The organism is Synechococcus sp. H55.8 (assembly GCF_047462375.1).
Taxonomy (GTDB): Bacteria; Cyanobacteriota; Cyanobacteriia; order Thermostichales; family Thermostichaceae; genus Thermostichus.
In genome coordinates, this window is sequence record NZ_JANSJC010000036.1 from 1 (window position 1) to 18280 (window position 18280).

At 60.3% G+C, this 18280-nt stretch carries 16 protein-coding genes; 6 read left to right on the forward strand and 10 right to left on the reverse strand.

What is annotated here, in order from left to right; translation table 11 throughout:
* Positions 1-340 precede the first annotated feature (340 nt).
* The 3 genes from NW862_RS11900 to NW862_RS11910 all read right to left on the reverse strand — a co-directional run bounded on the left by NW862_RS11900 (position 341) and on the right by NW862_RS11910 (position 3823).
* Positions 341-1423: an ABC transporter substrate-binding protein gene (locus tag NW862_RS11900; RefSeq protein WP_414368759.1), complete on the reverse strand. Its 1083-nt coding sequence runs from the start codon at positions 1421-1423 to the stop codon at positions 341-343.
* A 448-nt stretch (positions 1424-1871) separates the two neighbouring features.
* Positions 1872-3491, reverse strand: a complete 1620-nt coding sequence (locus NW862_RS11905; protein WP_414341992.1) for a TM0106 family RecB-like putative nuclease — start codon at positions 3489-3491, stop codon at positions 1872-1874.
* A 53-nt stretch (positions 3492-3544) separates the two neighbouring features.
* Positions 3545-3823: a hypothetical protein gene (locus NW862_RS11910; protein WP_414334793.1), complete on the reverse strand. Its 279-nt coding sequence runs from the start codon at positions 3821-3823 to the stop codon at positions 3545-3547.
* Positions 3824-4197: 374 nt separating this feature from the next.
* Between NW862_RS11910 and NW862_RS11915 the strand changes: the two genes are divergently transcribed.
* Positions 4198-5103, forward strand: coding sequence for an ABC transporter ATP-binding protein (locus NW862_RS11915; RefSeq protein WP_414427214.1), 906 nt, complete (start codon positions 4198-4200; stop codon positions 5101-5103).
* 28 nt (positions 5104-5131) lie between these two features.
* Here the strand turns inward: NW862_RS11915 and NW862_RS11920 are convergent, their stop codons facing one another.
* Positions 5132-5851 (reverse strand): response regulator transcription factor, encoded by a 720-nt coding sequence (locus NW862_RS11920; RefSeq protein ID WP_414334791.1) that lies wholly within the window; start codon positions 5849-5851, stop codon positions 5132-5134.
* A gap of 438 nt (positions 5852-6289) precedes the next feature.
* Between NW862_RS11920 and NW862_RS11925 the strand changes: the two genes are divergently transcribed.
* A complete protein-coding gene (locus tag NW862_RS11925) occupies positions 6290-6658 on the forward strand; it encodes a hypothetical protein (protein WP_414334790.1) in 369 nt (122 codons plus the stop codon).
* A gap of 442 nt (positions 6659-7100) precedes the next feature.
* Here the strand turns inward: NW862_RS11925 and NW862_RS11930 are convergent, their stop codons facing one another.
* Together NW862_RS11930 and NW862_RS11935 are read right to left on the reverse strand one after the other, a co-directional pair.
* Entirely contained in the window at positions 7101-7418 is a 318-nt protein-coding gene (locus NW862_RS11930; RefSeq protein WP_414334789.1) for a hypothetical protein, read from the reverse strand.
* 37 nt (positions 7419-7455) lie between these two features.
* Positions 7456-9321 (reverse strand): FAD-dependent oxidoreductase, encoded by a 1866-nt coding sequence (locus NW862_RS11935; protein ID WP_414427215.1) that lies wholly within the window; start codon positions 9319-9321, stop codon positions 7456-7458.
* 71 nt (positions 9322-9392) lie between these two features.
* On the opposite strand from NW862_RS11935, the gene metG reads away from it, so the two are divergent.
* Positions 9393-10943 (forward strand): methionine--tRNA ligase, encoded by a 1551-nt coding sequence (gene metG, locus NW862_RS11940; protein ID WP_414427216.1) that lies wholly within the window; start codon positions 9393-9395, stop codon positions 10941-10943.
* A gap of 3 nt (positions 10944-10946) precedes the next feature.
* Here the strand turns inward: metG and NW862_RS11945 are convergent, their stop codons facing one another.
* From NW862_RS11945 to NW862_RS11960, 4 genes are all read right to left on the reverse strand, one after another.
* The gene (locus tag NW862_RS11945; RefSeq protein ID WP_414348868.1) at positions 10947-11486 is read right to left on the reverse strand and encodes a hypothetical protein; all 540 of its coding nucleotides are present in this window, start codon (positions 11484-11486) and stop codon (positions 10947-10949) included.
* Positions 11483-11854: a YtxH domain-containing protein gene (locus NW862_RS11950; protein WP_414334785.1), complete on the reverse strand. Its 372-nt coding sequence runs from the start codon at positions 11852-11854 to the stop codon at positions 11483-11485. The genes NW862_RS11945 and NW862_RS11950 overlap by 4 nt, the downstream gene beginning before the upstream one ends.
* A 96-nt stretch (positions 11855-11950) precedes the next feature.
* Positions 11951-14380 (reverse strand): primosomal protein N', encoded by a 2430-nt coding sequence (priA, locus tag NW862_RS11955; RefSeq protein WP_414337371.1) that lies wholly within the window; start codon positions 14378-14380, stop codon positions 11951-11953.
* On the reverse strand, positions 14380-15831 hold the full coding sequence (locus NW862_RS11960; RefSeq protein WP_414427217.1) for a hypothetical protein: 1452 nt from the start codon (positions 15829-15831) through the stop codon (positions 14380-14382). Before NW862_RS11960 ends, priA begins: the two co-directional genes overlap by 1 nt.
* Positions 15832-16346: 515 nt before the next feature.
* Between NW862_RS11960 and cobU the strand changes: the two genes are divergently transcribed.
* The 3 genes from cobU to NW862_RS11975 are packed head-to-tail and all read left to right on the forward strand — an operon-like array spanning position 16347 to position 17973.
* Positions 16347-16904 carry a bifunctional adenosylcobinamide kinase/adenosylcobinamide-phosphate guanylyltransferase gene (gene cobU / locus NW862_RS11965; protein WP_414334782.1) on the forward strand — a complete coding sequence of 186 codons (558 nt, stop codon included), beginning with the start codon at positions 16347-16349 and terminating at the stop codon, positions 16902-16904.
* Positions 16905-16948: 44 nt separating this feature from the next.
* Positions 16949-17443, forward strand: a complete 495-nt coding sequence (locus NW862_RS11970) for a CRR6 family NdhI maturation factor (RefSeq protein WP_414334781.1) — start codon at positions 16949-16951, stop codon at positions 17441-17443.
* The gene (locus NW862_RS11975; protein ID WP_414348866.1) at positions 17440-17973 is read left to right on the forward strand and encodes a hypothetical protein; all 534 of its coding nucleotides are present in this window, start codon (positions 17440-17442) and stop codon (positions 17971-17973) included. Before NW862_RS11970 ends, NW862_RS11975 begins: the two co-directional genes overlap by 4 nt.
* Positions 17974-18280 lie beyond the last annotated feature (307 nt).

Below are 18280 nucleotides of genomic sequence, written 5' to 3' on the forward strand. Positions count from 1 at the left end.
ACATCCAGAATCAGTCAGAGGGTGCTATCCATCCCCACCGTATAGACGGTGGGGAATTCCGCACCTTACGTTAAACAAAGTTTGAGATATTCCCTTGCTGCTGCGCCTCGCTTGCCATCTCTAACCCAGCAATGCAAACGCGATTAAAACCTACCTCTCTCCCAAGAGAAGTCTGGGATCCCTGCTGTGAAAAGCTTGAAGAATATCTTGCTGAAATGACTGAGCCAATGAGCTGGGCTCCTCACCTGCCATCGGGAAAAGCCGTCTGGCCGGCAAGAAGCGTTCACTGTCTCTGCAAGTCAACAGACAGCGCTTCAAAGTTGTTGTGTGATTCTCCAGATCAGGCGATCATTCGCTCAGATTTGGGGGGAAGCAAGCTGTTGTCAAATACTTTCTCCAGAGGCGGTTTGGCAGAGAGGCCAAAGCCATCCACCACCTGAGCAATCGCGGTTTCCATCCGGGCAGGCACCACGTCCCCCAAGCCAATTTCCCGCACCTCCTCGGTAACAAACAGACGCGGCATAGCTAGGGTGAGACGCAGTTTCTCAATGGCAGTGTCCAGCACCTGCCCTTCGGCTTTGGCTTTGTCCAAAAACGCCAACATATTGCCGTCGGGGTCGCGGATGGTGTCTTGCCAGCCCTTGACGTAGGCCCTCAAGAAAGCTTTGAGTTGCTCCGGCTTCTCGCGCAGCAGTTGCACACGGGTGATGACGGCATTACCGTACAGCTCAAGGCCATAGTCGTTGTAGAGAAAAGGCGTGATGTCGTTCAAGCTAACGCCACCCCGCACCAAATTGGGCATGGCCGAGGTCATAAAGCCGCTAATTGCGTCCACCCGGCCTTGGATCAGGAAGGGCTCGCGTAACTGTGGCTCCATGGTTAGCCACTCTACTGAAGCCGGATCGATGCCGACTTGCTTGGCAAACACCGGCCAGAGCCGACGCGGCGCATCTCCTGCGGGCGCCCCCAGCTTCTTGCCCGCCAGTTGGGCCGGCTCTGTAATGCCTCTGCCTTTCAGGGTATAGATGCCGAAGGGAGAGCGGTTGAAGTGAACAAAGATCGCCACCAGGGGCACATCCGGGTTTTTGGCGTTGAACTCGATCATGGAGTAGGGATCCCCTTCCCCCAGGTCGTACTGGCCAGCAGCAATCTTAGTGATGGAATCGGCAGAGCCAAAGCCGCGCTCGTAGGTTACTTCTAGCCCCTCTTCAGCAAAGTAGCCCTTCAAGATCGCAGTTCCAAGGGGGGTATCCATCGAGGAAGGCAACCAAGAAAGGGTGAACTTCAGGGGTGTCAGGCCCTGGGAAACCAGAAGCGGCCCGCGGCTCTGAGCCTTGGCCTTTAGCCCGCCAACGGCCACCAGAGAGGCAGCCGCAGCAGCAGATTGCAGGAATTGGCGACGCGACGATTTCGAGATGGACATATTCCGTATGCTCCGCAGCACCTGGCTCAGTAGGGATCCGCAAGGGGAAAGGTGGCCAAGAATGAGGCGACGACCCCAGAAGGTCAGCTTAGCAAGACAGAGTCAAACTTCTGTATTCGAGAATACCTTTACTGCTGAGGAAAGCCCCTTTCCGCAAAAGTGGGAACTTGGTCTATCCTTTTCCGGTTCAGGCCGAGAGAAAGGAAAAGCAGGCACAAAAAAGGCAGGGTTGACTTGTCCCTGCCGAGAAGTTCGAGAGCTGAGAGCACGCTCTCCTTGTCGCAATCGCTGCATCAAGGCGCGGTTCCGTTTGTCCAGTTGGCGCTTACGTGCCGATCCCCCGCGACCGCGACGGTTTCTGCCCTGATGGCGGGGAGATTCATGAGATTTCAACAGCATGGGATCCCCTTGCTCAATTAAACAGACCTGGCCGATTTTAGACGAAACCTCAGACGTTGACAGTAGGGAAAACCGCCTGCTGGAGAACTTCGCCCTGGGACAGCCAGTCTTTGAGGCGATGGGTGGCTCGGCAGTCATCCTCGTTGTAGATAAGCGAGTGCTCCAAATAGCGGCGCTCCCGCGTTTCCAGCCATTGGCTATACCAATAAATAGACTGGGCGCCATTGGCATCGGGCAGCCGCCACTCGAAACCCAACCAGCGGGCGATGTTCTTTAGGGAATAGCTCTCAATCGGCAGCACCACCGAGCGCTGTACCCAGGCGTGCAAATCCACAAAGCGCTGCAACAATTGCCTCACCTGACGGGGATCCGTGCGGTATTGCTCCCCCAGTCGTCGGCAGGTCTGCACCTCAAAGCCGTGAAAATGGTAGATAGGGGCGTCGGGATAGCGTTGTGCCAGTTGCAGAAACTGCTCCCAAGCTTGCCCTTCTTCCCGCGGGTCGGCAGCCAGGCAACCGTGGTAGTTCGCAACCTTTGTCCCCTCGGCTTGCTCTACCACCAGCAAGCCCAGCAGGTAGGCGACGTTGTGGCGGGGATCCGCCTCGATATCGAAGTACAGCTCTACGGGTGTTGTGGGCAACGGGGGAGACTGAATCCAGAGGGGCCGGCGGCTGAGGGTGGCACGGGCTTGTAGCTGCAGTTGTAGGGCCACGCCGGCTCCCAGCTTGGGGATGGCTTGCAGCATTTCTAACTGGGCGTTGGCCAAAGCCTCAATCGAATCGATCCCTGCCTCTTGCAAAAGGGGATAGCGGGATCCGGTTACGCCCGGCAGCAAAGTGAGGGGCTGGGCAACGGCGTTCAATTGCCGACAGTGCTCCCGCCAGTGGCAAAGATGACAGCGGCTGCGGGCCATAAACACCTGCGGCGGCTCTGGTTGGTTGAGAGTGCCCAGATACTCTTGCAGCAGGCGGCGTACCTGGGCGCGGCGGCGGCTTAGGTGGACAGGGTGCCACTTTCCATCTTTTAAAATCAAAAAGCCACGCTTGGGCACCTGCCCCTGCAGGGATCCCAGCAATTCTGCCTGCAGCGCCAGCAACAATTCGTACTCCGGTTTGGGGCGCTTGCCAATGCGAATGTGTACCGGCCAATAGGAAGGTTGGACGGCGTGCCGCCTCCTGCCAACGAGAGCGGGATCCCGAATGAGAAGATCCAGTGAGCTGCTCACCCAGACGGAGCGGAACTCTGGCCCAAACTCCCATGGTGTCTTGCCGACGCCGCCCCAGTCCTCTGCAGCCTGGTCAGGATCTGGCTCAAGTGAGGCGCCAACATCAGGCTCCAAACCTGCCAGCTCCTCAGTGCTGCTCGAATCCAGTTGCCAGAACAGCTCTGCCAGGATCTGGCCGCCGTAGATCCGCTCCGCTCCTGCCGCCATAGCCGCCAAGAGGGCCCCGTTGCCCGGCGTCACCTGTTCGCCGGGAAATCGTTCCAGCACGGCAGCTTGCAAAGCTTGGCGATCCCGACGCCATTGCTCCAGCAGGTTTTCCGGCGGCAGCTTGGCTTCTTGAGGCCCAAACCGATCTAAGTAGGGCAGGCGCCGGCAGCGAAAAAAAGCCAGCAACTCCTCTGCGTCAACAGAACCCTGCTGTGCTGCTGCAACGCGGAACTCCAAGGGCGGACGACCTCAAGCTCTGCTGCCATTGTGGCACGCCTTTTGGGGATCCCTTAGGACTTGCGATCCTGGGCCGGCAAAAGGTGAGCGATGAGGCGCTCCACCGTTTCCGCTTGGCAGCGAGCCGTCTCCGCCTGCTGCTGGCAAACGGCCTTCAACTCCCCCAGCCAGGCAGTTTGCTCTTGGGTCACCTGCACCTGTCGCTGGACAATATCCTTCAAATGAGACAGGTCGTCTTTGATGAGATTGACGGCTTCAGCCAAAGTCAGCACCGCACCCACCAGGCGATCGAGGCGGAAGTCAATTTGGTCAAGTCGGTCTTTGTTTTGCATCTGGATATCCGTGGGTGAACGCTATCGGTGTGTTTTGAATCGAGAGAGAGGAACTTTACTGAAGAGGAGTTGGGGTTCGACAGCCGCGCCTGCCCACCTTGCGTTTTTATTGTTACCCATCAGCTGTGCCGATACCTGAGCTATTCAGCGCAATTTACTGTGCTAAGTATGGTTTTTTTCATAGCTTGGTCTCATAAGTTTACTTCTGTAAAAAACTTGTCATTCTACAATACTGACGGGAAAGCGATGGTGAGCGAGATCATAGCCACAGAGAAGTTGAAAAAGCGAAAAGGGATAGCCGCCAAGGCCAGGGATCCCGCCCAGAAACCTGTTTTGGCGTATGCTAAAGGAGAAAGATTTCTTTACACCCGCAGATGGAGCCGACCATAACCGCTCTTTCGATGGCCCCGGCCCTGCCCCAGACCCAGCCGGCAGCAGTGGAAATGCAGGGGGTGTGGAAGCGCTTTGGGCAGCAGGTGGCCGTGCAGGACCTGAGCCTGCGGATCCCGCAGGGGGAGGTGTTTGCCCTGCTGGGGCCCAACGGCGCCGGCAAATCCACCACCATCCGCATGCTCACCAGCCTCACCCGCCCCAGCCAGGGATCCATCCGGGTGGGAGGGTATGACGTGGTGCGGGATCCCTTGGCGGTGCGGCGGCAGATTGGGGTGGTGTTGCAGCCCATCACCCTGGAGGCAGAGCTGACGGTTTGGGAAAATCTGGAGTTCCATGGGCGCATGCACCACATCCCCAACCCGGAGCGGCAGCGGCGCATCGACGAGTGGCTGGAGTACGTGAAGCTGGCCGACCGCCGGCAGGACAAGGTGAAGACCCTCTCCGGCGGCATGAAGCGGCGCTTGCAAGTGGCCAGGGCGCTGTTGCACCGGCCGCAAATTTTGTTTTTGGACGAGCCGACCGTTGGGTTGGATCCCCAGGCGCGGCGGCTGTTGTGGGAGATCCTGCGGGATCTGAATCGGCAGGGGATGACCTTGCTGATTACTACCCACTACATGGAAGAGGCCGAGGAGCTGTGCGACCGCATCGGCATCATGGACGGCGGGAAGTTGATCGAGTTGGGCAGCACCGACCAGTTGCGGGCGAAGTACGGGGAAGCTCTGCTGGTGCGCTCCCGCCCTGGCCAGGAGGTGAGCTACACCTTTTTCCCCAGCCTGGCGGAAGCCCAGCGGCAGTTGGAAGCCGAACCCGACAAGACCGGCCTGATGGTGCGCCCTGCCAACTTAGAAGACATTTTTGTGCGTCTGACAGGCCGTCGCCTCGATTAGCGCGCTCTCTCCCTTTGAAAGAGGGAGGTTACGGTTTTTCCTCTCCCCATCCCTCTTTGGGAGTGGGAGGCTCGAACTTGTAGCCAACGCCGCGCACGGTGCGGATCAGTTCCGGTTGGCTGGTATCGGTTTCCAGCTTCTTGCGAATTTGGCCGATGTGGACATCGACCACCCGTTCATCTCCCTCGTGGTTAAAATCCCACACCTCTTGAATCAGCTCAGACCGTCGCCAGACCCGCCCTGGGTGTCGGGCCATGGTGTAGAGCAAGTCAAACTCCAAAGCTGTTAGGTTAATTGGGCGCCGGTCGCGGGTGACTTCTCGGGTTTCCGGGTCGATTACCAAAGAGGCAAAGGTCAAGACCGGTGCGCCGGCCATTCCGGTCTTCGTTCGTTGTCGCCGTAGGATGGCCTGCACCCGTGCCAGGAGCTCCGGCAGGCTGAAGGGCTTGGTCAGGTAGTCATCTGCCCCCAACTGAAATCCTTGCAGCTTGTCGGCAGGATTCACTCGGCTGGTTAACATCAACACATACACGCCGGTCTCTTCTTGCATCTGCTGGCAAAGGTCGTAGCCGCTCACATCCGGCAAGTTCAGATCCAAAATCACCAAGCTCGGCTGAAAAGCGCGCAACTGCTGTAGGCCCTCGGCCCCCGTCATCGCCACCTCCACTGAGTAACCCTGCCGCTGCAAGTACCGCTGCAGCAGAGTGCAAATGCTGGGATCATCATCGATGATGAGGATGCGGGGCATGGCGGCTCGACACTCTCGAAGACAGCAAGAGTCAAGGGTACAGAGTGTTGGTATATCGGGATCCCTTCGGCAGCTCATGGGCGGCGATTGCGCAGATACACCATGCTCCCAGCTTGCCAGCCAAAAAGGGAAAAGAGACGCCCTAACTCGGCAGGAAAGGGCAGCAAACACAAACGACTCACTAACTACTTAAGATTATTTCAGGTCTTTGTGAATAGGGTCACATGGGGGAGTTTATCCTTGCTGAGGCCGTCTTTCTCTCCTTAACGGGGGTTTATTCAAGGATCTTGGGCATTAGGGTTGCCTAGATGGAAGGGGAAGAGGATCCGCCAGGCAGATCCTTACACCTGGAGTTAACCTAGAAGCCTTAGCACTTTGTTTTCCCATCTCGAAGGTTATGCCTTAGCGTGATATCGTAGCAGTTCATCCTGGAGACCTATGTACAATCCCGATGAAGTTTTCCGCAAAGATGTCCAGTTGGCCCTCTTCACCTGGGGGATCCTGGAGCTGGCTTGTTTTGTCATCATCCCCTTCACCGGAGCCTATGCGTTCTCGCAAGTGGCAGATTGGCTGTGGCCCTCTTTGGTTCTGGGGCCGGTAGGTGCAGTGGTGGTGGCCTTTTGCTCGAAGCTAACGGTAGCTGCCAACAACCTCCGAGATCCGAAACAGAAAAAAGCGCAGCGGCAAATTGCCCAGGTGATTAGTTTTTTCGGCTTCCTGGGCTTGGCCCTGCCTCTAATCTTGGCCGGATGGGTGTTTGGTCGAGAGATTTTGACAACTGACTGGCAAAACAAGTTTACCAATTGAGTGGGGGTAATGAGTAGGGGTTGACATGCTCCCGTCACCGATCCCAGGCGGTACAGTGCCGGCTTCCCAACATCTCTGTTGAGCTTTTCCGGTCATTCCCAAAGATAGATTTCGCTACCGGTCTGGAGTTTCCCCCCGACAGACCGACTGCGCAGAGTGTTTCTCTTTCCCAGTTGTCCTGCAGTACTTCCCAACTCTCCCAATAACACCACATCCGAATAGCAGTGCAGTAAAGCCTTGCAAGACAAGGTTTATTTGTCTAGCTCATCCATCGCTGGCAGCATAGGGAATCGCCAGACGAGGGGAGCCCCTGTATCCCGATGCTCACCTTTCAGCTAGGGCGCGGGACTTAGAGCTCCCCGAGCCCCTCAAAAGTTAAATTGCTCTAGCGCTTAGCATTGTCCATACTGTTGGGGGTGAGGGCCGGTGCGGAGCGCTTGGGTCAGCGGGCGTTGTCCCGCCGGCCCAGCTCGTAGAGGCCACCGCCAACACAGGCAATAAGGCCCCAGGAGACGGCCCAGCTTTTGCCCAACGAGATCTCGGTGAAAGCCACCACCACCGCTGCTGCCAACAGGAAAGGGATGACGCTGAGCAGAGAGGCCAGAGCCCCACTGGGATCCCAGGACAACTGCTTTTCCCAACCCTCCTGCAGGCGGCGGTGCAGTGGCGACAACCCCCACATCAACCCCAGGCTCCAGAGGGCTGTGGCCGCCCACAACGAAGGGCGGATCGCCTCCAGTCCCCCAAATTCAACCCCCATAGCCTCCATGGCCAGCTCCCAACCCTGCCTTTCTAGGCTAGCGGGATTGGGCCCAGTCGGTGGCAGTAATGGTGGTGCCGGGAAATTGAATGGGATTGCCCAAGCTCTGGATCTGGGCTTGGAGAGCGGGCAATAGCTGCAAGTCCAGCAGCGGCTCCCGCAGGATCTCCGCCGGGATCAGATCCCGCTCCAGGGCAAAGTGGGCCGTATGACCCGCTGCCGTGCCAATGGCCCATTCCACAGGATGCACCCGGTAAGAGGCGCTGGCAATGCGGCTGGTGGCGATGTTCTTGCTGCCAGCTAGAAGATTGTCAATGCGCTGGGGGATCAGGGCCCGCAGCGGGATCTGGTAGGGGTAGGTAGGGGCTTGGGCATCTTGGTTGTGGCTGGGGGGCAGCGAAAAATCCGGCAGCAGGCACTCGTGAAAATCAATAGGGTACTGGCCCACCCCCACCGAATCGTAGAAGATGAAGGGGCGCCCGCGGTTTAGCTCCGATTCCCGCGTGGTGATATCCGACTCGTAGATGGTGAACCCCTCCGGGTAGGCAAGGCTGGGCCGACCGAGGATGCGCCGCGACTCGCGGATGTAGGGGTACTTGGAGAGGCCGCTGGCAGTTCCCAGGGGGCTAGCGGGCCCTTTGAGGTAGCGATAGCGCAGGTAAAAGTCCTTTTGAAAGTCAGGATCCGCCTGCTGCAGGAGAAAATCCGTCCGCCCTGCCACCAGCCAGTAGAAGAAGCCTTTAGCATGTTGCTCGGCCCGCTGCAGCGCCTCTACCCGCAAGCCCCCCATCCAGCCGCCGGGATCCAGATGGGCTTGCAGTTGCTCGTGGGTGAGGATGAGGTTCTTGTCTGGCCCGGTGATGCGCCAGTCGTTGCCCCAGGTCCAGTTCTGCAGGGATTGATCCCCCACCCGGATGGCCTCTTCCCCAAAGCCAAATACCTGTCCCCGAATGCGGCGGTAGGTAAAGACCAGGGCAAAGTTAAAGCGCGGCTGTTCAAAGCTGTAGTAGGGGCCGTGCAGCGGGTCGTCGTAGAACTCGGGCTTAATGGGCACCTGGGGCACAGCGGAGCGCTCGACAACAAAGGTGTAGGTAAACCCCTGGGTGCAGTAGGGATCCCTGTAGGGCTTGGAGCTGGGCTCCCAGCGGCTTTCCCCATCCGTGCCAAGGCGGTAGGGCACTCGCGCCAGGGGCAACAGCTCGCCGGTTTCGGTAGCATCGATTACTACCCAAGGTAGGGTTTTGCCCTGCCGCTGCGGCGGCGGCTCAAAGCGCAGGATCTCTTTGTCCCAGTCTGCGGTGGGCTCTAGGCGGTAAAAATCCAGCAAGTAGGTGGAGAGATCCCCCCGATTCTCCGGCTGGACGCCGGCGTGTTTGGGAATATTGCGGATGGCCTGCACACTGCGGACTTGGTAATTCTCAATCTCCACGTCCTTGACCACCGTCTCGGTAAACAGCCGCAACTGCCCCGACTGCAGGTAGGGATCCAACATCTCTCGGATGACCTGGTGGCCCACCTGGGGCGAGAAGCAGAGCACACTCACCCAGCACTTGCCGGGATTGGGATCACCGCCGTACTTTTCCCGCACCCGGCGGCGAAACTCTCTATAGCCCTGGGGAAAGATCTCGTTTTCCCGCTGCAAGGGCCGCTCATCCAAAGCCGAGACCCCCTGGGCGCTCACCTGGCCGCCAATCCAGTCGGTCATTTCGGTCATGCACACCTGTCGCCCCAAGCGCAGGGCATCGTAGGCCGCCGCCACCCCCCCCAGCCCGCCCCCAGCGATGAGGATCTCGCAAGGGATGCGGGTTTCCGGCAGAGGCTGGGCCAGAGCCGCCCCGGCGCCCAAGATCCCAGCCCCCAGGGCACCGCAGCCCCATCCCTTTAGGTTGAATGCCAGCTTCATCCCTGCCCCGTAACTCGGCCTGCCGGACTTTCCGGCAACTTTTATCATGGGGGAAAGCGCTGCAACTGCTCATGCCGGATTCCACCTTCGTCATCACCACACCCATCTACTACGTCAACGCTGCCCCCCACATCGGCAGCGCCTACACCACCATGGCGGCGGATGCCATCGCCCGTTACCACCGCCTGCGGGGCAAGGATGTGCTGATGGTAACGGGAACTGACGAGCACGGCCAGAAGATCCAGCGCACCGCTGAAGAGCGCGGCCTTCCGCCGCAGCAGCACTGTGACGAGATTGCCGCCCAGTTTGTAGAGCTTTGGCGGTTGCTGGATATCCGCTACGACCGCTTTATCCGCACCACTGACCCTCGCCACAAGGCCATTGTGCGGGAGTTTTTTCAGCGGGTTTGGGATCGGGGAGATATTTTCGTTGGCCGGCAGCAGGGCTGGTACTGCGTTGCCTGCGAGGAGTTCAAGGACGAGTCAGAGCTCCTAGAAGGTGGGTTTTGCCCCCTTCACCCCAACAAGAAAGTGGAGTGGAAAGACGAAGAAAACTACTTTTTTCGCCTCTCTCGCTACCAGGAAAAACTGGAAGCCCTCTATGCGGAGCACCCGGAGTTCATTCAACCGGAAAGCCGCCGCAACGAGGTCATGAACTTTGTCAAGCAGGGCCTGCGGGACTTTTCCATCTCTCGCCCCAGCGTCTCCTGGGGGATCCCCTTCCCGGCGGATCCCAGCCAAACCCTTTACGTTTGGTTTGATGCCCTCATTAACTACCTCAGCGCCGCCTTGGATCCTCACGACGAGCCCACCCTGGAGAACGCCCTGCGCCGCTACTGGCCTGCCGATGTGCATCTAGTGGGTAAGGACATCGTCCGTTTTCATGCCATCTACTGGCCGGCCATGCTCATGTCGGCAGGGCTGCCGCTGCCTAAACAAATCTTTGGCCACGGCTTTCTCACCAAAGATGGCCTCAAGATGGGCAAAAGCCTGGGGAACACGCTGGATCCCTTTGAGCTGGTGCAACGCTACGGCGCCGATGCCGTGCGCTACTATTTCTTGACCGAAATTGAGCTGGGCAAGGATGGCGACTTTAGCGAGGGCCGCTTCATCGAGGTTCTCAATGCTGACCTCGCCAACGACCTGGGGAATCTGCTCAACCGCACCCTCAATATGCTCAAAAAATACCAGCCCGACTACCGCATTCCCCCGGTGCAGATCGCAGCGGATCACCCCCTCAAAACCCTGGTCGAGCGCCTAGCCCCGGCGGTGGCCGATGCCTACGAGCGGCTGGATCCCAGCTCCGCTGCCCGCAAAGCCCTTAGCTTGGCCCAAGCCAGCAACAAATACCTTGACGAGCAGGCTCCCTGGACGCTGCACAAGCAGGGGCAAAGCGAACAGGTAGCCCAGATCCTCTACGCCGTTTTGGAAAGCGTGCGCTGGGTGGCGGTAGCCCTTTCGCCCATCATTCCCAACCTCAGCCTCAAGATCCTGCAGCAGATGGGGTTTCCTTTGCAGGATGTTACCCAATTGCGCTGGGATCCAGACGCCAGTTGGGGCCGGCTTCCCGCCGGGCAAGAGCCCCAACCTCCTGTGCCCGTCTTCCAGAGGATTCTCAGATAGCTCTCACGGGTTGGTGGCATCGGGTCGGGAAGGCTGCGCATTGGGGGGGGATCCCTCTGGCGTTGCCTTGCTGGCAAAAGAGCGCATATCTCCCAAGGAAATGCTTGGCGCAGCAGCAGAAAAAGGCCGACCAGCTTGGCCTGAGCGCAACTGAGGGTTACGCATGGCGGTGGGGGGAGTCTCGCTGGACAGCGCCTGCCAGGCCGCCCGTACCCCTGCCCAAAGGCTGCGGACATTGACCTGAGCGCCGCGGGCTTGGTTGCGGGCCCCTTCCAGGGAGCGGTTCACCTGCTTCACCACCTGTCCGGCCCCCTTGACCCCTTCGTCGAGGCTGTCGGCGATCTCGCTCACTTCCAAGCTGGTCAGACGCAAAGCCTCCAGCGTAGGGGGCAATTCCCGCAGCAGCGTGTCGAAAAAGCGTTCCACGCTCTGGGCGGCTCGACCCAATTGAATGACGGCAGGCAGCAGGGTCAGGATCACCGCCAAAATGCCCACTGCCACCAGACCTACCGAGAGGCCCAACCAAAATACCGGCTCGGTCATCGCGCTTCTTCCTGTCGATCTTGGGCTTCTAAGTTTGCTTCTTCCCTGGCCCAGGCGCTGCGGTTTTGGGCTTGGCTCAGTTCTTGTCGTTTTTGCAGCATGGCCTCTTTGCCCACCGCCACCGCCTGCTGCAGTCGTAGCAGTGCTTCGTCCAGACTTTTTTGAGCAGAGTCAAGCAGCTTTTCCGATTGGTATTGCAGGCTGCTGGTCACGTCTTCTGCCACCTCCGGCAGCGCCTCTGCCGATTTTTTCAAGAGTCGCCGCGTCTCCCGTCCGCTGCGGGGAGCTAAGAGCAGGCCAATAGCCGTGCCCACTGCCGTTCCCAGCAACAGCCCACCAATAAACGCGCCGGTTCGGTTCTCCGCCATGCTTTGCCAGAGTTGAGTTGGATACGGGTGGCCCCGAAACCAGACTACCTCAAGATCTCTGCGGATCGACGGGCTTTCTGCTTCTGCTGGCCGCCCCTAGAGAATCCGCAGGGGATCCACATCCAAGCTGACGCGGATCCCTTGGGGGGGATGGCCAATCGCGGTGTGAATCTGTGCAGCGAGCTGGGAGCGATCCCAAGCTTGATCGGGAAGCTGCTTTAACAGGATCTGCCAGCGGTAGCGTCCGGCAACCCGCTCCACCTGGGCCGGCCCCGGCCCTAGCACCTCTGCCGGGATCCCCTGCAGACGTTCGGCCACCTGATGGCAGTAGCGCTCCAGAGCCTCCAGGCGAGTGCTGCTCAAGCGGATCAAGATCAAGGCTCGATAGGGAGGATAGCCCCCCTCTTGCCGTTGCTGTAGCTCGGCCCGCAAAAACCCCTCGTAGTCGTGGGCCAGCACGGCCCGCAAAATCGGGTGCTCCGGCAGATAGGTCTGGATGATCGCCTGCCCCGGCAGGGATCCCCGGCCTGAGCGGCCCGCCACTTGGGTGAGCAGTTGAAAGGTGCGCTCGCCGGCGCGGTAGTCGGGCTGGTGCAACAGGCCGTCGGCAGCCATCACCCCCACCAGCGTCACCTGGGGAATGTCCAGCCCTTTGGTGAGCATCTGGGTGCCCACCAGCACCTGGGCCTTGCCGCTGCGAAACTGCTCCAGCAGCTCCCGGTGGGATCCCTTGCGGCGGGTGGCGTCGCTGTCGTAGCGCAGAATCTCTAGCTGTGGCCAATGCTGGTGCAGCACTTCCACTACTTTTTGCGTGCCGGTGCCGAAGTGCTTCAGGTAGGCGGATCCACAGGCGGGGCAGCGCTGCGGATGGGGCTGGCGGGCGCCGCAGTAGTGGCAGCGCAGCTCTTGCCGGCCCTCCAGGTGAAAGGTGAGGGAGACGTCGCAATGGGCGCAGGTGAGGACAAAGCCGCAGCCGCGGCAGAGGACAAAGGTGCTGTAGCCGCGGCGGGGAACGAAGAGGATGGCCTGTTCCCCCCGCTCCAGCGTCTGCTGCAGGGCCTGGTGCAGACGGCGGCTGAGGATGCTGCGGTTGCCGGCCTGGAGCTCCTGGCGCATATCCACCAGCTCCAGTTGGGGCAGGGTGGTCGGGATCCCAGCTTGGGGAATGCGCTGCGGTAGGGTCAGCCGGATCCACCGCTGCGGATCCTGGAGATGGGCGGCGTAGGTTTCCACCGCCGGTGTGGCACTGCCCAAGACCAAGGGACAGTTGGCCAGCTCGGCCCGCCACTCGGCCACCTGACGGGCGTGGTAGCAGGGCTGGGGCTGATCCTGCTTGAAGCTGTCGTCGTGCTCCTCGTCCAAAACGATGAGGCCGAGGTTGGCTAAGGGGGCAAACACCGCCGAGCGGGTGCCAATCACCACTTGGGGAGTGGCGGTCAACATCTGTCGCCAGGTGTCGTAGCGCTCCCCCTCCGAGAGGCCGCTGTGGTAGGCCCACACCTGGGATCCCAGCCGCGCCCGCAAGCGATCCATCAGTTGTGGGGTAAGGCCGATCTCCGGCACCAGCACCAGCGCCGACCGCCCTTGTTGCAGCACCTGGGCGATCACCTGCAGGTACACTTCCGTCTTGCCAGAACCGGTGACCCCGTGCAGGAGAAACCGCCGGGGCCGACCCAAGGCTTGTCGGATCGCCTCCACCGCCTCGGCCTGGGCTGCCGTCAGGGGCTTGGGCAGATCCCGCCACCCCGGCAAGTGGGCATCTGCCAGCCGCAGCAGCGGTCGCTCGTAGAGGTGGACACGGCCTTTGCGGGCCAGCCCCTGCAACACCGCTCGGCTCACTCCTGCCAAGCGCTCCCACTCGGTGAGCAGCAGCTCCCCCCCTTTTTGCTTGAGGATCTGCAGCGCCTTCTGCTGGGGCAAGCTCAGCCCCTCCGAGGAGTCGTCGGCCAGACTGGCAGCCAGTTGGGTTTTCATCCTACCCCCCTGCTGCTCCTGCCAAAAGCTCTCCACCCAACCCCGTCGCTGCAGTTCCCGCAGGGCCAGCTCGGCGCCGGGCATCTGCTGTTGGATGTAGCGCCAAGACAGCTCTCCCCCTTTGGCCTGCAGCAGCTCCAGCAGGGTTTGGGCAGCCGGCGAACATCCCCCCACCGCTTCCGGGCATCGCACCAGGCGGATACGCCGCTGAGAACGGCTGAGCAAACCAGGGGGCAGAACCGTGCGCACCACCTGGGCCAGAGGGGTAAGGTAGTAGTCGGCCACCCGCTGCAGCAAGGGCCAGAATTCCTTGGGCAGGATCCCTTTGGCCACCACCGCCTCGATCTCCCGCACCGATTGCGGATCCACTCCTGCCGGCAGCTCCGAGCGCCAGCCCAAAGCCACCCCCCCTGCGATCTGTTGACCAAAGGGCACACTGAGCAGGTCGCCGGCCTCTGGGGTGGATCCCTCTGGCACGCGATAGGTAAAGCAACCGCCCAAATGGGGATGATCCACCCACACTTCCAGCCAGCGGGGGGGAAGAGGCTGCATCACGGACGGGGCAAGAACCTGGGCAGATCGACCGCCCGCTTGCTTGCCCGAGCCGGCAGGGGCTGAATTGGGGGCTTGGGAGACAGAGCTTGATCGCTCGCGCCAGCAGGTCTGGAGGTATCGGCACGAGGCGGGACATCCAGGCCCTTGCGCTCCAACGCCGCCTTCAAGCTCAGCACATGCATCTGCTGCTGCTCGTACTTGTCTTTGAGGGATCGGTTTTCTTCCCAGAGAGCAGCTCGTTCTGCTTGTAAGACCTTCAACTGCTCTGCCAAAGTTTCCGCTTGCTTCTGCAGATGGGCGATGGCACTCTGGGCAGAGCGCAATTCTGGCTGCCGGTCAGGCTGGGCGGCCAACTGTTCCAAGGCAGCCTGCAACTGCTGCTCCAGGGTGGAGAGATGCTGCTGGGCTTGGGCGTACCGTTCCTGGAGATGGCGGTGTTCTTGCTGCCAATGGGCAATTTCTGCCTGGGCTTGGGAGAGAGCCGCTTGCAGCGCCTCGGCCTGAGCTTGCCATTGCTGTTGCAGCCGTTGCTGCTCCTGGGATCCCTGATGCAGATGTTCCTGCTGAGCTTGCAAAGCGGCCAGCTGAGCCTGGGCTTCGGCCAGGGCTGCTTCCAGCTCCTGCCGTTGTTCCCGCCAGCGCTGCTCGGCTTCCGCTTCTGTCTCGGCATAGCCGGCCAAACGGGCCTCGAGATGCTCCCGTTGCTCTTGCCAGGCGGCCTGTTGGTCGCTGTACAGAGCCCGTAGGCTGCTCAGCTCCGCCTGAGCTTCGGCAATTTGGGTGCGGGCCAGACAAAGCTCCGCCTTAAAGCGTTGCAGCATTTCCACCCGCTTTTCTGCCACATCTTGGGCTTCCAGAAGAGAAGCTTGCAGCTCCTGCTGACGGTGTTCCCATTGACGGCGCTCCTGCGCGTGGGCCAGGCGGAGCTGCTCGATCTGCTCTTGTAAAGCCTCGATATCCTGCCGCTGCCGGTCATTTAAACGTTGTCGAGCGGCAAGCTGAGCTTCCTGCTCCGAGATCTGGACCTTCTGCTCCGCCAAAGTCTGCTGCAACTGTTGCAGGACGCGCTCCCGCTCCTGCAGCGCCTTCTCCTGTTCGGCCACCTTCTGGCGCAAAGCGCAACATTCTGCCTCAAGGCCAGCATCTGCAGAGGGTTGGGCTTTCAGTTGCAAAAGCTCTATCTGCTGTTGCTGCCGGCGGGACTGCAATTCCGCCTGAGCCAGTTGACTGCGCAGAGCCTGAACCTCGGCCTGCAGTTTCTCCTGAAGGATTCGCCGCTCTTGGAGCTCGGCTTCGGCTTTGAGCAGACGGTTCTCCAGTTGCTGTCGCTGGGCCAAATGGCGCTCTGGGTCGGGATCCGGTTCCGTTCGCGCTCCTCGGACGGAATCCTTGGCCGACCCGCCTGCTTGAGCTTTGGGATCCGAGTCACCTGAGGAGGGAGCACGCATAGGTTGAAGGGGAGATGAAGCAGTTGGGGTGAATGATAAAGTTCCCTGCAGTATAGAGAGATTTTTGGGCGGGTTCAAGCCAGAAGATTGAACTTGCGAGATCTCTTGCCGATCCCGCTCTGCGCCAGACGAAGTGCCATCAGACTGGCTTGGACGCATTCTTTCTTGTGCAGTTCCAGAATCCCGAAACTGGGACTGGGCAGAAGCGCTCGGCTGACTTTTTTTCGGTCGTGGGGCGCGAGCCCGACGGAATGGGGACTCTGACCCGCTGCTGCTCCGAGAACCGGCCACGATTGCCCCCTTGGATCACCCACAACACCCACCCTGCGGCTGCACCATTGTGCCACACTCCCATCGCGAAGTGCTACGCAGGACAGCTTGGGCTTCTTCTAAAACGTCAACCTAAGTAGAATGTGCCCAAGCTCCGCGCAGGGGTTTCCAGGAATGAAGCTGAAGGGGATAGGGGCGACCAACCGCTAAGCTAATCTAACAATGGACTTCCATCCTCATGCCCAATGCCGATTGTGCTCATCTGTGGCCCTGCCCGCTGCGGCAAAAGTCGGCTGGCGGAGAACCTGGCGGCTGCTTCCGGCCTGCCGGTCATCTATCTGGCCACCGGGCCCAAACCCGACCCTGAGGCCGACCCGGAGTGGGCCGAACGGGTTCAGCGGCATCGGCAACGGCGTCCCCCCACTTGGCAAACCTGGGAAACCGGGCCCGACCTGGGGGCCGACCTGCAAAAGCTGCCCCAGCCCTGTTGTGCTCTGGTGGATTCGCTGGGGGGGTGGGTGGCGCAGGGCCTAGACTGTCCCGCTGCAGAATGGGATCCCTTGGTGCAATCCTTCTTGGCAACCTTGCCAGTCCACAGGGGGGAGATCATCCTGGTGTCAGAAGAGGTGGGCTGGGGGGTGGTGCCCGCCTATCCGTTGGGACGCCGCTTTCGGGATCGGATGGGGGAGCTCACCCAAAAGCTGGCTCCTCTGGCCGACCAGGTGTTTTTGGTAACCGCAGGCTTTGCCCTCGATCTCACCCGCTGGGGGATCCCGGTGGCAGGCGAGGTGGGGCAGAGCTGAGATAAGCTGCATTTGCAAGTCAGATATCAGATAGCCGTGTCGTCGTGCCGATTACCTTCTACCTTCCTGCCAAGGCCATCCAATCTCTGGATCTCACCCCTGGCCACGAATTAATGAAAACCCTGATGGCAGATCCCGTCCGGGCTGCCCAACAGGTGCAATGCGCCATCGATTGGCCGCGCAGCCCCGACGATCCGCGCGAGCTGTCGGAGATCCCGGAGGTGCGCCTGTGGTTTATCCGTTGGGATACGGTCTGCCCCTGGATGCCCTACTTCCTCAACTGGCGCCAAGGAGAGCTGGCCCGCTACGCAGCCATGTTGGTGCCTCATCAATTCAACCCTCGCGAGGGCATTGTTTACAACCCAGAAGCACTGGAAATCTTTGTCTATCAGAAGATCTTTGTGTTGATGCGTTGGTTCAAGCAGCAGAAACTGGGATCCCTCTCGATGCTGCGGGATATGGCTTTGGTGTTTGGCTTCGAGGTTCAGCCGGAGTTTCTCACTCTCTGGGAGTCTGAGGCGGGGGATCCAGAATCATGAGGGTGATGGTGGCCGATACTTGGCCGGCGATCCCCGGAGCCGCAGCAGTGGCCGGCGCCTGGCAAGAGGTGACCCAAAACCCTTGGGGCCGGCTCAGGGTGGATTCCAACCCTTCGGAAGCTCAGCTCAAGGCCCTCTGGCAACAAATCTGCGAGTGGGCAGGAGAAAAAGATCCCCTACTGGTTCTGCCGGGCAGTGTCGCCGATCCCCTGGGGCCAGGCCAAACCTGGGCGGATCTGGCCCATGCGTGGGGGTTCAGCTTGCTCTTAACGCTGCAACGGAAGGCCGCCCTGAGCCAAGCAACCGTCTTTGCCGCCCTGATGCGCCAAGCCAAGGCCCGCAGCTTGGGGTGGGTGCTGGTCGGATCCCTGCCCGAAACCGAGGATCCCCAAGCTTTGGAAGAGCTGGATGCAACTTTGATCCCACACCTGGAGGCTCAAGTCGGAATACCGGTGCTGGGGAGAATGGCTCTGGATGGGCAGATCCTTTGGGACACCGATTTCCTGGAGCAACTGGGCTACGTTCGTTGATCTCCTTCCCATGACAGGAGCCTGAGGCTCGCCCGCCAAGCCCTTGTTGTGGAGCGCTATCCCTAACTCCCCTCTCCCTCAGGGAGAGGGGCTGGGGGTGAGGGATGGGAGAGGGGCTGGGGGTGAGGGTAGTGGCAGCGCGAAGCTTTGCAAAACTTTATGTAGAGAGCAAAAAACCCCCCAGCAGATGCCAGGGGGAGAAGAGAGAGTACTAGTCAGCTAGGCAAGCAGGATTAGCCACGGATGGCCGGCGCCACTTCCACCGCCGCCAAATCCAGCGGGAAGTTGTGCGCATTCCGCTCGTGCA

Coding starts and splice junctions, on each gene's coding strand:
- NW862_RS11900 (WP_414368759.1), bottom strand. CDS start 1,423: ATGTCCATCTCGAAATCGTCGCGTCGCCAATTCCTGCAATCTGCTGCT.
- NW862_RS11910 (WP_414334793.1), bottom strand. CDS start 3,823: ATGCAAAACAAAGACCGACTTGACCAAATTGACTTCCGCCTCGATCGC.
- NW862_RS11915 (WP_414427214.1), top strand. CDS start 4,198: ATGGAGCCGACCATAACCGCTCTTTCGATGGCCCCGGCCCTGCCCCAG.
- NW862_RS11920 (WP_414334791.1), bottom strand. CDS start 5,851: ATGCCCCGCATCCTCATCATCGATGATGATCCCAGCATTTGCACTCTG.
- NW862_RS11925 (WP_414334790.1), top strand. CDS start 6,290: ATGTACAATCCCGATGAAGTTTTCCGCAAAGATGTCCAGTTGGCCCTC.
- NW862_RS11930 (WP_414334789.1), bottom strand. CDS start 7,418: ATGGGGGTTGAATTTGGGGGACTGGAGGCGATCCGCCCTTCGTTGTGG.
- NW862_RS11935 (WP_414427215.1), bottom strand. CDS start 9,321: ATGAAGCTGGCATTCAACCTAAAGGGATGGGGCTGCGGTGCCCTGGGG.
- metG (WP_414427216.1), top strand. CDS start 9,393: ATGCCGGATTCCACCTTCGTCATCACCACACCCATCTACTACGTCAAC.
- NW862_RS11945 (WP_414348868.1), bottom strand. CDS start 11,486: ATGACCGAGCCGGTATTTTGGTTGGGCCTCTCGGTAGGTCTGGTGGCA.
- NW862_RS11950 (WP_414334785.1), bottom strand. CDS start 11,854: ATGGCGGAGAACCGAACCGGCGCGTTTATTGGTGGGCTGTTGCTGGGA.
- priA (WP_414337371.1), bottom strand. CDS start 14,380: ATGCAGCCTCTTCCCCCCCGCTGGCTGGAAGTGTGGGTGGATCATCCC.
- NW862_RS11960 (WP_414427217.1), bottom strand. CDS start 15,831: ATGCGTGCTCCCTCCTCAGGTGACTCGGATCCCAAAGCTCAAGCAGGC.
- cobU (WP_414334782.1), top strand. CDS start 16,347: ATGCCGATTGTGCTCATCTGTGGCCCTGCCCGCTGCGGCAAAAGTCGG.
- NW862_RS11975 (WP_414348866.1), top strand. CDS start 17,440: ATGAGGGTGATGGTGGCCGATACTTGGCCGGCGATCCCCGGAGCCGCA.